Genomic DNA, 15,432 nt, shown 5'->3' with positions numbered 1-15,432 from the left:
ACGACTTCGCCGCCGACGCCAATCAGGATTCCTTGGAGGTGATAAGGGGTTCTGATTTCCGGCGCGGAAAAAACCGATGTTACGTTGCACTCGTCAAGCGGCGGTTTGATGACATTCCGCAGCGCCAGTGCTCGATTACAAGCTTAAAAACCGAAACATAAGAAAAGTTTCACGCAGGAAGAACGATCTCAATACTCAGGCCAATAATGGCCGGGGATCGAAATGGGGAAGCTATCATGACCAGCACGTCGGCGCTACGTCGCGCCGTTCTTTTGTCCTGTTCGTCGATCGTCGTCGCAACAGGGATTTCGTCTGCCGCCAATGCCCAGGATGCAACCACGGATACTACCGCAAGCATGCCCGGTGACATCGTCGTCACCGCTCGCAAGCGCGGCGAAGACATTTTGAAGACCCCGATTTCGGTCACCGCCCTTTCCGGCGAAGACATGCAGAAGCGCGGCGTGCAGTCGGTCACCGACCTTGCCGCGTTCACGCCCAGCATGAAGATCGTGTCCAGCTCTTCGGGCCGCAACGACCGTTCGTTTCAGCAGGTCATCATCCGCGGCTTCACCCCGTCGAGTTCCTCGGTCCAGACCGCCTCGATGTTCATCGACGGCGTGCCGGTTTCGACCGCTACCGCCATCCAGACGATCTCCGATCCCGAGCGCATCGAAGTGCTGAAGGGGCCGCAGAGCGCCTATTTCGGCCGCCAGACCTTTGCCGGTGCGGTCAATGTCGTGACCAAGTCCACGCCCGATCGCCTTGAAGGCAGCTTCTCGGGCATGATCGGTACGCGTGACAATCATGACATTCAGGCATCCATCGGCGCTCCGCTGATCGAAGGGCTTGTCGGCTTCCGCGCCACCGTGCAGGAAACGGCCAAGGGCGGTTCGTGGAAGAACCAGGGCGTGCCCGGTCAGACGCTGGGCGACCAGCGCACCCGCGCCGCAACTCTGGCGATGGAATTCACGCCCGCATCGAACCTGAAGGCCAGGGCCTTCGCGATGATTTCCAAAAACGATGACGGTCCGAACGCAACCGGACTGCTGGCCGCGCACGCCGTCACCAACCCGAGCGACGGAGCGGTGATCGTGCCGGATTCGTCGAACTGCGCCTTCGGCAACAACCGTTACTTCTGCGGCACCCTGCCCGGCCTGCCTGCCGGCGCGCCTTCGATGAACACGGTCAACACGCCCTTCATCAAGGACTTCCTGGCTAATCCGACCGGCCGCCTCATCGACCCGGAAGACGGCGTTCAGGGCTATGGCCTGCGCAGCCGGTTCTATCACCTGCACTTCAACGTCGACTGGGAAGTCGGCAGCGGCATTACGCTGTCCTCCCTCACCGGCTACAACAACGAGCGCCGCAGCCAGCTGTCGGACCTTGACCTGTATTACAACACCACCGCGCCGAATTCGACCAACGCGGTGGGCACGGCTCCGGACGCGCCGAGCTACTTCGACTATCCCTACCTTGTCGAAGCCATCAGCAAGGACTTTTCGCAGGAACTTCGCGCAAGTTATGATGATGGCGGACCGTTCACCGCAACGCTGGGCGGCAGCTATCTGAACGCGACGTTCCAGGGCGGCGGCGGCGGCAACAACGGCGCGCTTGGCACCAGCCAGTTCAGCGTTGTTTCCGGCAAGACCCGCAACCGCACCTTCGGCGCCTTCTTCGGCCTTGGCTACAAGATCACGCCGGATCTCAGCATCAACTTCGACGGCCGCTACCAGATCGATACGATGTACGCCTATGCCCGTCCGGGCGGGCAGACTATCGCTTCGGCCGCCTTCGCAACGCCGGGCTTCTATGAAGAAGGCTCGATCCTTGCCAAAGAGACGTACAAGAACTTTACGCCGCGCGTGATCGTCAATTACGACGTGACGCCCGACATGATGGTCTATGCGTCGTACTCGAAGGGCGTGAACCCGGCCGCGTTCAACACCGTGTTCCTCTCCAACCTGAGCCCTGCCGCTCAGGTGCTGGCGGCAGACGCTGGCCTGCGCATCGCGGTAGAGCCCGAAAAGCTCGACAACTTCGAGATCGGCGCAAAGGGCAAGGCGTTCAACAATCGCCTGCGCTACGCCGTGGCGGCATACTATGGCATCTGGAAGGACCAGCTGAACGCCAACGTCATCACGCTGGTCGATCCGGCGACAAGCGTGGTCTACAATATCCAGGCCCAGCTCAACACCGGCAAGGTCAAGATGTACGGCCTTGAAGGCGATTTCTCCTTCGCGGCGACCGACCGCCTGACCCTGTCGGCCAACGGCTCGTACAACGAAAGCGACATCCGCAAGCTGAGCGCGCCGACGGTGACCGCCCTTACCGGCATCACTGATTTCAGCGGCAATCACAATCCGCTGGCCTCGCGCTGGTCGGGCTCGGTTTCGGCCAACTACACGATGCCGCTGCGCGATGATGTGGAAGCCTTCGCCCGCGCCGACTTCACGTACAAGTCGGGGGTCTATACCAATGCCTCCAACCTGACGAAGACCCCGGACATGACGCAGGTGAACTTGCGCGCAGGTTTCGGAAACGATCGCTTCACGTTCGAAGGTTTCGTAACCAACCTGTTCAACAACAAGGCTTATCCGGCCGCCATCGACTTTACCCTGCTTGAACGCACCAACTCCTACCTCTCGCCGTTCTCGGGCGTTGCGGTGGCGCTGCGCGATCTGCGCACGTTCGGTGTGCGATCAACCGTGAAGTTCTGACGAGCGCCGATGCGCGGCGGGGTGCAGCCTGCGTCCTGCCGCGCACGGTATTTCAACTCGAACAGATGGATACGACGATGAGCGAATACGATCTGGTCATTCGTGGCGGCACCATCGCCGACGGTACGGGAGCAGACCTTTTCGAAGGCGACGTTGCCCTGCGCGACGGCGTGATCGTGGCGGCAGGTGCAGTTGCCGGTTCCGGGCGCGAAGAGATCGACGCGCGCGGCAAGCTGGTGACACCCGGCTTCGTCGATATCCATACCCATTACGACGCGCAGGTCACCTGGGACACGCAGTTCTCGCCATCGACCAATCATGGTGTGACAAGCGTGCTCATGGGCAATTGCGGCGTCGGCTTCGCACCATGCCGCCCCGACATGCGCGAACAGATGATCGACGTCATGGAAGGCGTCGAAGACATCCCCGGCATCGTGATGGCCGAGGGTCTGCCATGGAACTGGGAAAGCTTTCCCGATTACATGGATGCCATCGAGCAGCGGCACATGGATGCGGACTTCGCCGTTGCCGTCCCGCACATCCCGGTGCGCGTCCACGTCATGGGCCAGCGCGCCATCGAGCGTGAACCCGCGACCGGCGCCGACATGCAGGCGATGGCCGCCATCGTGCGCGAGGGGCTTGAGGCCGGCGCCTTCGGCTTCTCCACCACCCGCGTCATCGGCCACCGCACCGCCAGCGGCGATCAGCTTCCCGTCACCACCGCAAGCGAGGATGAACTTCTCACCATCGCCATGGCCATGAAGCCCTTCGGGCGCCACTTGTTCATGTCCGCATCGGAGTTCGATACCGGCAACGGCTTCTCCTCCGAATTTCGCATGCTTTCGCGCGTGGCAGAGGCTTCGGGGCAGACCGTGACCTTCCCGCTATTGCAGTACAACGAAGCGCCGGGCCGCTGGCGCGAGATCGCCGATGCCTGCGCCGCAAGCCGCGCGCAGGGGATCGACATCTACGGACAGGTGGTGGGCCGCCCCGTCGGCGTGCTGTTCGGCCACCAGCTGTCGCTCAACCCTTTTCGCGGCTGCCCGACTTACGACGCGATCGAGCATCTGCCCGTCACCGCCCGCGCGCTGGAGATGCGCAAGGCCGAAGTGAAGGCCGCGATCCTTTCGGAAATGGGCCTGCCGCTCGATCCGAAGAAGTATCCCGCCTTCATGCGCGAAGTTTCGCAGTGTTACGCCATGGGCGAGAACCCGGACTATGCCCCGCCCGCAAGCGCCCGCTTCGACAACATCGCCGCCCAGCGCGGCTGCAGCGTCGAGGAAGTGGCCTATGATGCGCTGCTCGAAGAGGACGGCCAGGCCATTCTCTACTTCCCGGCCCGAAATTACACGCATTACAACCTCGATGTCGTCCATCACATGTTGCGGCGCGAGGATACCGTGCTTGGCCTTGGCGATGGCGGCGCGCATGTCGGCGCGATCTGCGACGGCAGTATGCAGACCTTCCTGCTGACATACTGGACGCGCGACCGGGTGGGCGATCGGCTGCCGATCCCCGAAGCGGTTCACATGATGACCGGTCACACCGCCCGCGTCGGCGGCTTCGGCGATCGCGGGATCATTGCGCCCGGCTACAAGGCGGACCTCAACGTCATCGACTACGACCGCCTGCGCCTTGCCCCGCCGCGCGCCAGCTTCGACCTTCCGGCCGGTGGCCGCCGCCTGACACAAGGAGCAAGCGGCTATGCTGCAACGATCCTTTCCGGCGTCGTCACCGCCCGAGACGATACCCCCACCGGCGCCCTGCCCGGCCGCCTCGTGCGTGGCCGCCGCCCCGCGCCAGTCGCCTGATACCTCCAGACGGAACTGACCTGATGCTTATCAATCGAGAACGCGCCGACGCCCTGATGGACCGCGAGGATATCGCGGTCGTCGTCGCCTCGACCCCGATCAATACCTATTACCTCTCCAGCTGGGCGACCGATGCCAGCTGGGGCTTTGGCGACCTTGCACTGGCGATCCTGCCGCGCGACCATGCGCTGGACGCCGCCGTGCTGACGGTGGAGGTCGATATGGGCCAGCCCCAGCAGGGGCAGGGCACGTGGATGGCCGTGCGCGGCTATGCCCGCAAGCCCGGCATCGGCGCAGGCGGGGTGCAGGCCGCGCTGACGGCCGAGGGACTGCCGCAGAACCATCAGGAAGCCGTGGCGCAATACCTGCGCGAACTCGGCCTCGACCGCTCGCGCGTTGCCTTCGAGGATCGCGGCCTTGGCCTTGACGTGAACGAACTGCTGGGCGGCACGATCGACGTTGTTCCCGCGCGCGATCTCCTGCGCGACATGCGTATGGTCAAGACGCCTGCCGAGATGGCGAATATGCGCGCCGCCGCCCGCAAGACAGAACTGTCGCTCCAGCTTTCGGCAGAGGCGCTGGCCGCCGGGGCCACCTGCGCCGAAGCAGAGCGCGTGTTCTGGTCGGCCGCAGCGCTGGCAGGTGGCCGTCCGGTGTTCCTGCTCATCACCCCCTACCGCCCCGGCTTCGGCCGCCTGCCCAAGAATGCCGAACTGCAGCACGGCGACATGGTGACGTTCGACGCCACTGCGGAATTTTCGCACTACACCAGCGATATCGGCCGCACCGCCGTGATCGGAGAGCCTTCGCCTGAACAGCTCAAGCGCTATAACGCCACCCGTCTTGGCTGGCAGGCGGCGCTGCCCGAATTCCGCGCCGGTCGCCTCTCAACCGACGTGGAGAAAGCCGTCGTCGCCTCCATCCAGGCGCACGGCAATCCGGAATTTCGCGCCTGCGGCCTGCACTCGGTCGGGCTGGAGCACACCGATCACCCGCATCCGGGCGGCGGCATGCACAGCTTCGAACTGGTCGACCGCATGGTCCTGAGCTGCGACCTGCCCTGGATCGGCCCGGAAATCGGCAAGTTCCACTTCGAGGATATCATCTACCTCGACGGCGACACGGTAGAGATCCTGAACGACGCCGATGGCCGCCTGATGGCCTGCATCGACGGGCGCACCGTCCGTGTCGACTGAAGCTCCGGTGCCCTTCCCGCCGGTTCGCCAGACGCTGTGGCCGATGCTGTTGCTGTTTCTGGCGGCCAATTTCTACAGTATCGACAAGGCCATCGTCGGCGTGCTGGCCGAGCCGATCAAGGCCGACCTTGGCATCGACGATATCCGCATGGGCCTGCTCATGGGCCTTGCCTATTCGCTGCTGAGCGGCGTGTGCGGGCTGTGGCTGGGTTCGCTGGTGGATCGCCATGTGCGCAAGCGCGTGCTGGGCGGCGCGATCATCGTGTGGAGCCTGTCCACCGCGCTTGGCGGCCTTGCCCCCAATTTCGAGACGTTCTTCGTTTTCCGCGCCCTTGTCGGGCTTGGCGAGGCGGCCGTTGCGCCTGCCGCAATGTCGCTGATCGCCGACATGTTCCCGCCCGACCGGCGCGGCCGCGCGCTCAGCGCCTACCTTATCGGCGCAACCATCGGCACGGCCCTGTCATCGGTCGTGCCCGGCGCGATCCTTGCCGCCAACCTGCATATCACCCTGCCCGGCTATGGCGTCGTCGTGCCCTGGCGTAGCGCATTCCTGCTGTGCGGTATCGTCGGCCCCGCAGTTGGCCTTGCCTTCCTGACCATCCGCGAGCCCGCCAGGCGCGGCCTTCCGGCAGAGGCAAAGGCGCCCGCGCGGGTGGGTGAGAAGCTGCGCTATCTGGGGCGTCAGCGCAGGCTGGTGGTCCCCCTGTTCGCCGGCTTCTGCCTCTATTACGTCGCTTTCGTTGGTGTCACGTCATGGACCGCGCCGCTGCTGATGCGCACATATGGCCTGACGCTGCCGCAGATTGCCAACCTTCTGGGCCTTGGCATGCTTGTCGCGGGTGTATCGGGCTACCTGCTCGGCGGTTTCGCGGCGGATACCCGCAAGGCAGGCCGCATCGGGCTGATGGCCGTGCTGCCGCTGGTGGCCTTGCCCACCGCGTTCGCGGGCTATGCGCCGGGGTTGGGACTTGCCATCGCGGCGCTGGCCACGATCAGCCTGACCACGCCGATGCTCAACGTCGCGATGAACGCCACCGTGCAGGAGATCGTGCCCAACGACATGCGCGGCTTTTCCTACGCCTTCCTCAGCGTCGTCGCGGCGCTGCCCGCAGGTGCAGGTGGGCCGTTCGCAATCGCTTTCGTTTCGGAGAAGGTGCTGGGCGATCCTTCGCGCATCGCCGCTTCCTTCGTCCTCATCGTCCTGCCCTGCCTTGTGCTGGCGGCAGCCTGTTTCGCGGCCGCCGCGCGCGCCTATCGCACCGCCCCGGCGGACGGCGAACTGGCGCGCGTCATCGGCGCCAGCCACCTGTGATCTTCCCGGAGCCCGTACCATGCCCGATCCCAACCAGATGATTTTGGCGACCTTCATCCACAACAGCGGCGCACATCCCGGCGGATGGCGCTGGCCCGGTGCACCGGCGGTGGACCAGCACGATTTCGCGCATTTCGCGCACCTTGCCCAGACGGCAGAACGCGGGAAGATGCACTGCTATTTCTCGGGCGATTCACAAGGCTTCCCCAGTATTTCGGGCAAGGACGCCTTTGCCGCCACCGACTATGCCGGAAAGCTGGAGCCGACCACGTTGCTGGCCGCGCTGGCCGTAGTGACGAAGCACATCGGCCTCATCGCCACCGCTTCCACCACTTATAACGAGCCTTACGCGATCGCCCGCCGCTTCGCCTCGCTGGACCACATATCCAAGGGCCGCGCGGGCTGGAACGTCGTCACCTCTGCCAGTGACGGCGAAGCGCGCAACTTCGGCCGCGACCTGAACATGGACCACGAAGCGCGCTACGCCCGTGCCGAAGAGTTCGTGGACGTTTGCAAAACCCTCTGGGACAGCTGGGAAGACGGCGCGATCCTGCGCGACCGCGAGGCGGCGCGCTACTTCAACCCCGCCAAGGTCCACGAGCTTGACCACAAGGGGGAACACTTCACCGTCGCCGGTCCGCTCAACGTGGCACGCCCGCCGCAGGGGCACCCGATCATCGTTCAGGCAGGCGGCTCCGGCCCCGGTCGCGCCCTTGCCGCGCGCACGGCGGATATGATCTTCACCGCCGCCAGTTCGCTTGAGGTCGCGAAGGAGTTTCGCAACGACATGCGTGCCCGCGCCGTCGCCTTCGGCCGCAACCCCGATCACGTGAAGATCATCCCCTCGGTCCAGCTCATGGTTCGCGCCACTGAGGCCGAGGCCCGCCGTGCCGACGAGGAACTGCTTGACCTGGTGCCTGAAGCGCTGGCCCTGCGCACGCTCAGCCTTCAGCTGGGCGTCGATCTCTCGCACCTGTCGGTCAACGAGCGCCTGCCCGACCTGCCTGAAACCAACGGCGGCAAGTGGGTGCAGCAATCCATCATCCGCATGGCCCGCGAAGAAGACCTGCCGATCGGCCTGCTGGCCCGCCGTGTCGTTGTTTCGCGCGCCAGCTTCTCGTACACCGGAACGCCCGAACAGGTGGCGGACTTGTGCGAGAACTGGTTCCGTGCTGGTGCCGCGGACGGTTTCTCGCTTTCGCCCAACTACCAGCCCGGCGTGCTGGACGATTTCGTCGACCAGGTCATCCCCATCCTTCAGAAGCGGGGCCTGTTCCGCAACGAATACGAAGGCGATACCCTGCGCGAGAACCTTGGCCTGCCGCGTCCGGAAAATGCCTTCGTCGCCAATCCCGCGCTGGGGTGCGAACCCCGGATGTGGGCCTGACCGCTACCGTCACTCTCGAAGAGGAATAGGATCATGTTGAGCCGTCGTGATGTTGCCCGTGGCATAAGTCTGGCCGCAGCCGTCAGCGCGCTGCCTGCCTTTGCCGCGCAAAAGGCCGCAAGCCTGCCGACGCCGCCCAAAGGCCAGTGGACGCGCTTTGGCGATCTGCGCCGCGCAGGCGGCGTGCTGCACTATGCCGTGATCGGCGACCCGGTCCCCGGCAAGCCGCCGGTCGTGCTGCTGCACAAGCTGGGTGGGTGGCTGTCCGACTGGCGCTTCGTGGCGCCGATGCTGGCCGAGGGGCGGCAGGTCTTCGCGTTCGACCTGCCCGGCCACGGTGGTTCGCGCTGGGATGGCCCTGCCCCTTACATCCAGACCCTTGGCGAAACGGCCGCGCTGCTGGTCGGTGCCTTCGACGAACTTGGCTTCGACAAGGTGGACCTGATCGGCACTTCGCTGGGTGGATGCCTTGCCGTGCCGCTGGCTGCGTTCTGGCCGGAACGGGTCAACAAGCTTGCCCTCGTCTCCTGCGCGCTGGGCCATCGCCGTTCGCTGGCCGAAATGAAGGCCGCGGTGGACGACAAGCAGGGCGCGCTGTTCGACAAGAATGGCGACCCGGTGCCCACTCCGCCCGAACTGCTGTCCAGGACCTTCGGCATCATCAATACCGGCCCCATCAACGCGGATGGCATCCTGAGCCGCAAGGCCGCCGGAAAGTGGATCCAGCCGTCGGAGCGCGGCGTTGCCATCACGGAAATCGCCGGAACCATGAGCCGGATCGAAGCCCCGACGCTGCTGGTCTATGGCCAGTTCGACAAGGCGTACCTCAAGTTCCGCACCGACGCGGAGGCCCAGCTGAAGCACGGCAAGACCGCCGTAGTCGAAAACTCGGGCGCATTCGTGATGCAGGACAACCCGCCCGCGACCGCCCGCGTGCTCAACGCTTTCCTCGCCGAAGCGTGACCCGGCCTCAGTTCGGCTTGCGGGCGCACCATTGCCGGATGGTCGCCTTCAGCAGTCGGATGGTGCGCGTTTCGTAGCGGTCCTTGAGGGTGATGAAGCCGAAGGCGGGCGCCGGGATTTCCGAGCCCGCCAGACGCTTCAACGTGCCGTTCGCCAGTTCATCGGCCACCGCCTCGCACGCCACCATGCCGATCATGCCCGAATGCAGGATCATCGCCTTCACGAACGTGGTCGAAGAGGCTTTCACAGACTTGCTTTCCGGCCCGTAACCGAAGCGCCGCAGCATGTTCACGACATCGTCGTTGTCGATCGGGTCGGCGGTTTCATACGCGCTGACGTGCGCCCAGACGAAGTCGGTGCCTTGCGCGAAATCGCTTTCGGTCAGCGAAAAGACCGGATGGTCGGGGGCCGCAATCACCGCATATTCACGTTTGAACAGCGGCTCGAATTCCAGCGTATCGTCCGCGTAACCTTCGGGCAGGCCACAGAACGCGAAGTCCAGATCGCCCGATGACAGCAATTCCAGCAGCTGCGTGGTGTACCCTTCGCGCACCCACATGTCGATGTGGCCTGCCTGCTCCACGAACTGGCGCATGGCGCGGCTCATCGTGTCGTTCATGATGATCGGATGTACGCCCATCGCAACCTTGGGCACGCGATTGGCGGTGGCCAGATCGTGCAGGATGCGCTGTTCTTCCATCAGCATGAGCCGCGCGCGCTGGACCAGCTTTTCGCACATTTCGGTCGGCCGCACGCCGTTGGGGCCGCGCTCGAAAAGGCTGGTGTTGAACTCCTCCTCCAGCTGGCGGATGCTGAGCGTGAGCGCGGGCTGGGTGATGCCCACAGCCTTCGACGCCTTGCGCAAGCTCCCGCTCTCGTAGATCGCGATCATTCGCTTCAGCTGCACGAGATTCACGGGATATCTTGCTCCTTCAGGGCCGGGACCGGACGGGGCTGCCACTGTGGCATGCCCGGCGCCCGGCTCAAGCCCCTTGGCGGAAATGTCAGTTCAGGAAGTTCTCGATCTCGCCGACGACGCGCGCGTTTTCCAGCTTGAGAACGCCATGCTTCACTCCAGTCAGATCTACGCGGCGGCCGTTGGGGAAATGATGCGATGTGGCCAGCGTCGGCTCCCACAGGTCATCTTCGGGGTTCATCACCAGCACGGGTTGCGCAACCTCGGTCATCGCCTTGAGGAAGTCGAAGCGATAGACCGATATGTAACCCCAGGGCATCCGTGCGCCCAACCGCAGGCATTCGGCCATGCTGATGTGGCGTTCTTCGTAGGAAATGCGCGGATCGCTGAGCTGGCCGATGATCGCCCACAGCTTTTCGACATGGGCCAGATCCGGGCCCGGCGGTGGGAAGGCAGTGAGAAGGTTGGCCAGCTTGGCCTCACGCAGTTCGGCCGGATACGCGGCCAACCCGAAGACAACCGCGCGCCGCACCCGGTCGGGCAGGCTGCGCGCAAGCTGCGTGGCGATCAGCGATCCGGTGTGAAAGCCCATGACGTCAAACTGTCCGGCGGGGATCACGCCCTGTGCGGCAAGGTCGGCCATGAACTGCGTCATGATCTGGGCGAAGTCTTCGATGGTGACGGGTTCGGGTGGGGAATCGCTCATGCCATAGCCGGGCGTGTCGACCGCGATCACGGTTCGCCGGGCAGAGAGCGGTTCCATCACCGGCACCCAGTCCCCGCTGTTGCTGGGCGTTTGGTGAAGACACAACAGCGGCGGCAGGGCATCGGCGCTGTCGCACTTTGCGATACGGTAGTGGAGCTGGCCGAAACGGCTTGGAGCATAACCGCGCAGGATGTTCGACATCGTCAATTCCGTTCGTCAGAAGTGATGCGCGAAGCCGCGCGGAAGGCAAGGAATGAGGCCGCAACGAAGGCGCAGACCCCGACGATGGCCATCGATCGGCCCACCGCCAGCGGCGATGCGAAGACCGTTTCGGTCAGCCAGGCGACTGCCAGGGGCCCAAGCGATGCTCCGATTATGGTCATCACGAAGGCATAAAGGGCAACCGCGAAGCCGCGCACCTTGGCAGGCGCGATCTCGGAGATGACGGACAGCATCGTGGTCCCATAGATGGCGCTGACCAGCATGATCTCGCCAAGCATGATCATCGCCAGCGGCCCGCTACCCGCAAGCAGCGGCAGGCAGGAAGGGATGCCGACCAGCGACAGCCCGCCCGCAAGACGCATGCGCCCCCGCGCACCCGACCTTGCGCCGACCCGATCGACGACGACGCTGGCGACAAGCGCACCGGCTACCGACCATGCGATCTGGCTGGTCCCAAGCCCCTGCCCGGCCATACCCACCTGATATCCGAAGGCGCGTGTCAGGAACACTGCACCCCATCCGGTGGCGACGGAACCTGCCATCGCATAAAGCGCCAGAGAGCCGTAAAGCGGCACGAACACGGATCGCTGCGCCGCCAGCAGGCCAAGCCCTTCGGCGAACGAAAGCTTCGGCTCGGCACCGGGCGTATCGTCGGTCCGGCGTGCAGGTTCGCGCAGCAGGAACAACAGGATGACGATCAGCAGGCCCGAGCCGCCGACAAGCGCGAAAGCGATACGCCATGGGGCCATTTCGCCGATGATCGGCAGGCCCGCGAACACTCCCCTGGGGGCAAGATCAAGGATTACGCCGCTGACAAGCGAGCCGAGGCCATAGGCGATCATGCTGCCGAAGACGTAAAGCGCCATGGGGCGTCCACGTCGATGGGGCGGAAAAAGGTCGCTGATCATCGTGACCGCGCAAGGCCCCAGCACCGCTTCGCCCACGCCGATGAACAGGCGCGATGCGAACATCGATCCGAACCCTTGCGCGAAGCCGCCGGCTATCGTCGCAGCGCTCCATATCACGATGCCGCCGATCAGCAGGCGCCGGCGGTTCACCACGTCCGCCACGGCGCCCAGCGGCAGGCCGACGGTGACGTAGAAGATCGAGAAGGCGAACCCCTGCAGCAGCGCGATCTGCATTTCGCTGATCGACAGATCGCGGCGCACCGGATCGATCACCAGCGCCAGCATGCCACGATCGATGGTGGACACGATCTGCGCAAGGAACAGCGTGGCGACCGTTATCCATGCGACCACAGGCCCGATTGCCCTGGCAGTTTCAGGGCGCGCGCCGGCCTCGTCTAATCGCATCGTTATCCTTCCTCGAATGGGCGTGCTTGAACTTCTACCCGATCATGAGGCGAGATCACGGATGCGCCCGTGATTATCCACTGGACGGCAATCTTGGCAAAGGAGTGAATTTATCTATCAGCGCAAGGGTTTCTCATAAGGTCAGGGCAAGCTGACCTTCCCCGCCAAGTTCCTCCACCACTGCACGCGCATCCCTGCTGATCCCGCGCGTCAGGCGTGCAGGTATTTCCACGGAAAAGCCGCGGGCCAGAAGGCCCTGCGCCGCCCAGCGCACGCAGTAGTCGGCTGCCACCCCGGTGACGATGACCCGATCGACGCCGCGCTGGCGAAGGTCGCGGAAGAACCCGTCGCGCTCCGCCTCTTTGCCGTCATCGCCGCGAATGCGCACGCCGCCCTCTTCCCACATATCGAACACGTGCTTTTCAAGCGTATGGACGGGAATGGCAGGGGCGATTGCGGAGGCGTCCAGCACGCTTTCCCATCCCGGAGTCCCCTTCTGGCAATGGATGGGGAACTGCGCGGCTTCCGCCGAGCCTGCATAATCGGCCGCAGCATGCGTGTCGAACGTGAAAAGCACGCCGGCCACGTCGCCCGGATCAAGCGATGCAAGCCAGTCCTGCATGGGGGCGACGATCGCCTCGGCATCCGGCACCGGCAGCGCGCCCGATGCGCGCACGAAGTCATGCTGCATGTCCACCACGATGACGAAGTCGGTCATTGATGCCTCCTGAAACCCGCGATGCGCTTGACATATATCCATCATGGAAATAAGTAAAGTGCACTGAGGATATAAGGGTGATGACAATGCCTGGTAACGAGGCGGCATTTCTGGCGGATTATGATCCACAGGCTTATGACCGCCCCTCGGTCGCGGTCGATCTCGTGCTCATGTCAGTGGTGGATGGCGCCCCTGCGGCCTTGCTCGCGCAGCGGGCGGAGCATCCCCATGCCGGCCAATGGGTGCTGCCCGGCGGCTTCGTCCCGATGAACGAAGATCTGGACGCAGCCGCACGGCGCATCCTTTCGGACAAGGCCCATCTGGATGGCGCCTACATCGAACAGCTCTATACCTTCGGTGCGGTGGACCGTGACCCGCGCATGCGCGTGATCAGCGTCGCCTACTTCGCGCTCCTTCCCGCCGATCGCTTCGCCGCCGCGCTGGAAGCGGACCCCGCGTTGACCCTTGCCCGGATCGCGTTCGCGCCGTCAGGTGAAGACCGCCTGCAGGCAAGGGGCAGGCAGGGCGTGCTGCCGCTTGCCTTCGACCATGCCGAAATCCTGTCCGTGGCGATGACGCGGCTGCGCGGAAAGATCGACTATTCCGACATTGCCTTTGCGCTTCTGCCTGAACGCTTCACTTTGCGCGCCCTTCAGGACGTGCATGAAGCGATACTGGGCGTTTCGCTCAACAAACCGGCGTTCCGGCGCCGCATGCTCGACCGTGGCTGGCTTCAGCCGACCGGGGAGCGTGAAACCGGCGCGTCGTTCCGCCCGGCCGAACTCTTTCGCCACCGTCCCAGCCCCGTCACGTCCTGAGCAGGTATTCCATGGTCTTCACCGATATCGCCACGCGCACCTACAACCATAACTGGCGGCTCGACCCGATCGTGCGCAGCCTGCTGGATACCGATTTCTATAAGCTGCTGATGCTCCAGATGATCCGGCAGCTTCATCCGGATGTGTCAGCGACTTTCGAACTGATCAACCGCACCCGCGGCGTGCGCCTGGCCGATGTGATCGACGAGGCGGAACTGCGCGCGCAGCTGGACCACGCCCGCACGCTGCGCTTCGGCAAGAAGGAACTGATCTGGCTTGCCGGTAACAGCTTCTACGGCCGCCGGCAGATGTTCAGTCCCGAATTCATCGGTTGGCTGGCCGATTTCCGCCTGCCCGAATATGAACTGAGCAAGCATGACGGCCAGTACGAACTGCGCTTCCATGGGCCTTGGACGCACACGATGATGTGGGAAATCCCGGCGCTGGCCATCATCAACGAATTGCGCTCGCGCGCGGCCATGAAAGGACGCGGGCGCTTCGAACTGGACGTGCTCTACGCGCGGGCGAAGGCAAAGCTATGGGAGAAGGTGGAGCGGCTTTCCGCCTTGCCCGACCTCGTGATCTCGGACTTCGGCACCCGGCGGCGCCATGGATTCCTGTGGCAACGCTGGTGCGTCGAAGCACTGAAGGAGGGGCTGGGAAGCCGCTTCATCGGGTCGTCCAACGTGTTGCTGGCGATGGACGCAGACCTTGAGGCGATCGGCACCAATGCCCACGAACTGCCCATGGTCTATGCCGCATTGTCCGATGGCGACGATGCGCTGGCCAGCGCGCCCTATCGTGTGCTGCAGGACTGGAGCGCGCACTACGGCGGAAACCTGCTTATCGCACTGCCCGATGCATTCGGCACGGCCTCTTTCCTGCGCAATGCGCCTGACTGGGTGGCCGACTGGACGGGTTTCCGCCCGGACAGCGCACCGCCGATCGAAGGGGGAGAACAGATCATCCGCTGGTGGCAGGAGAAAGGCCGCGATCCGCGCACCAAGCTGCTGATCTTCTCCGACGGCATGGACATCGACAGCATTGAATCCACGTACCACCACTTCCACGGCCGGGTGCGCATGAGCTTTGGCTGGGGCACCAACCTGACCAACGACTTTCGCGGCTGCGCGCCTTTCGAGACGAGCGGCCTCGATCCGATCTCGCTGGTTTGCAAGGTGGTGGAGGCGGATGGCCGGCCGGCTGTCAAACTGTCGGACAATCCATCGAAGGCCACAGGCTCTCCGTCAGAGATAGAGCGCTACCTGCGGATCTTCGGGGCGGCGGGCAGGCAGGATGCCGCAGTGTTGGTGTGACGGGCGCTGGGGCCACGGACGATCCACATATAGACGT

The 15,432-nt window shown here is 64.2% G+C and carries 12 protein-coding genes; 8 read left to right on the top strand and 4 right to left on the bottom strand.

What is annotated here, in order from left to right:
• The first annotated feature begins 236 nt into the window (after positions 1 to 236).
• From A8V01_RS00355 to A8V01_RS00330, 6 genes are all read left to right on the top strand, one after another.
• A complete protein-coding gene (locus A8V01_RS00355; protein WP_103093969.1) occupies positions 237 to 2,717 on the top strand; it encodes a TonB-dependent receptor in 2,481 nt (826 codons plus the stop codon).
• 77 nt (positions 2,718 to 2,794) lie between these two features.
• Positions 2,795 to 4,528 carry an N-acyl-D-amino-acid deacylase family protein gene (locus A8V01_RS00350; protein ID WP_103094173.1) on the top strand — a complete coding sequence of 578 codons (1,734 nt, stop codon included), beginning with the start codon at positions 2,795 to 2,797 and terminating at the stop codon, positions 4,526 to 4,528.
• Between the two features lie 23 nt (positions 4,529 to 4,551).
• Positions 4,552 to 5,724: a M24 family metallopeptidase gene (locus tag A8V01_RS00345; RefSeq protein WP_103093968.1), complete on the top strand. Its 1,173-nt coding sequence runs from the start codon at positions 4,552 to 4,554 to the stop codon at positions 5,722 to 5,724.
• Positions 5,714 to 7,036 carry an MFS transporter gene (locus A8V01_RS00340; protein ID WP_103093967.1) on the top strand — a complete coding sequence of 441 codons (1,323 nt, stop codon included), beginning with the start codon at positions 5,714 to 5,716 and terminating at the stop codon, positions 7,034 to 7,036. Before A8V01_RS00345 ends, A8V01_RS00340 begins: the two co-directional genes overlap by 11 nt.
• A gap of 19 nt (positions 7,037 to 7,055) precedes the next feature.
• Complete coding sequence (locus A8V01_RS00335; RefSeq protein ID WP_103093966.1) at positions 7,056 to 8,423, top strand: LLM class flavin-dependent oxidoreductase; 1,368 nt, start codon at positions 7,056 to 7,058, stop codon at positions 8,421 to 8,423.
• 33 nt (positions 8,424 to 8,456) lie between these two features.
• Entirely contained in the window at positions 8,457 to 9,386 is a 930-nt protein-coding gene (locus tag A8V01_RS00330; protein WP_103093965.1) for an alpha/beta fold hydrolase, read from the top strand.
• A gap of 7 nt (positions 9,387 to 9,393) precedes the next feature.
• Here A8V01_RS00330 and A8V01_RS00325 read toward each other — a convergent pair whose 3' ends face one another.
• The 4 genes from A8V01_RS00325 to A8V01_RS00310 form a co-directional block, all read right to left on the bottom strand.
• Positions 9,394 to 10,302, bottom strand: coding sequence for a LysR family transcriptional regulator (locus A8V01_RS00325; RefSeq protein ID WP_146037149.1), 909 nt, complete (start codon positions 10,300 to 10,302; stop codon positions 9,394 to 9,396).
• 88 nt (positions 10,303 to 10,390) lie between these two features.
• The gene (locus A8V01_RS00320) at positions 10,391 to 11,209 is read right to left on the bottom strand and encodes an alpha/beta fold hydrolase (protein WP_103093963.1); all 819 of its coding nucleotides are present in this window, start codon (positions 11,207 to 11,209) and stop codon (positions 10,391 to 10,393) included.
• Between the two features lie 2 nt (positions 11,210 to 11,211).
• Positions 11,212 to 12,543: an MFS transporter gene (locus A8V01_RS00315; protein WP_103093962.1), complete on the bottom strand. Its 1,332-nt coding sequence runs from the start codon at positions 12,541 to 12,543 to the stop codon at positions 11,212 to 11,214.
• A 133-nt stretch (positions 12,544 to 12,676) separates the two neighbouring features.
• On the bottom strand, positions 12,677 to 13,261 hold the full coding sequence (locus A8V01_RS00310) for a cysteine hydrolase family protein (RefSeq protein WP_103093961.1): 585 nt from the start codon (positions 13,259 to 13,261) through the stop codon (positions 12,677 to 12,679).
• An 80-nt stretch (positions 13,262 to 13,341) separates the two neighbouring features.
• On the opposite strand from A8V01_RS00310, the gene A8V01_RS00305 reads away from it, so the two are divergent.
• Together A8V01_RS00305 and pncB are read left to right on the top strand one after the other, a co-directional pair.
• Positions 13,342 to 14,079 carry an NUDIX hydrolase gene (locus A8V01_RS00305; RefSeq protein ID WP_103093960.1) on the top strand — a complete coding sequence of 246 codons (738 nt, stop codon included), beginning with the start codon at positions 13,342 to 13,344 and terminating at the stop codon, positions 14,077 to 14,079.
• 11 nt (positions 14,080 to 14,090) lie between these two features.
• Positions 14,091 to 15,395, top strand: coding sequence for a nicotinate phosphoribosyltransferase (gene pncB, locus A8V01_RS00300; protein ID WP_103093959.1), 1,305 nt, complete (start codon positions 14,091 to 14,093; stop codon positions 15,393 to 15,395).
• Positions 15,396 to 15,432 lie beyond the last annotated feature (37 nt).

This window comes from Novosphingobium guangzhouense (genome assembly GCF_002896965.1).
Taxonomy (GTDB): Bacteria; Pseudomonadota; Alphaproteobacteria; order Sphingomonadales; family Sphingomonadaceae; genus Novosphingobium; species Novosphingobium guangzhouense.
The sequence above is the reverse complement of the archived record's forward strand: the minus strand, read 5'-3'. Positions and strand labels throughout refer to the sequence as shown.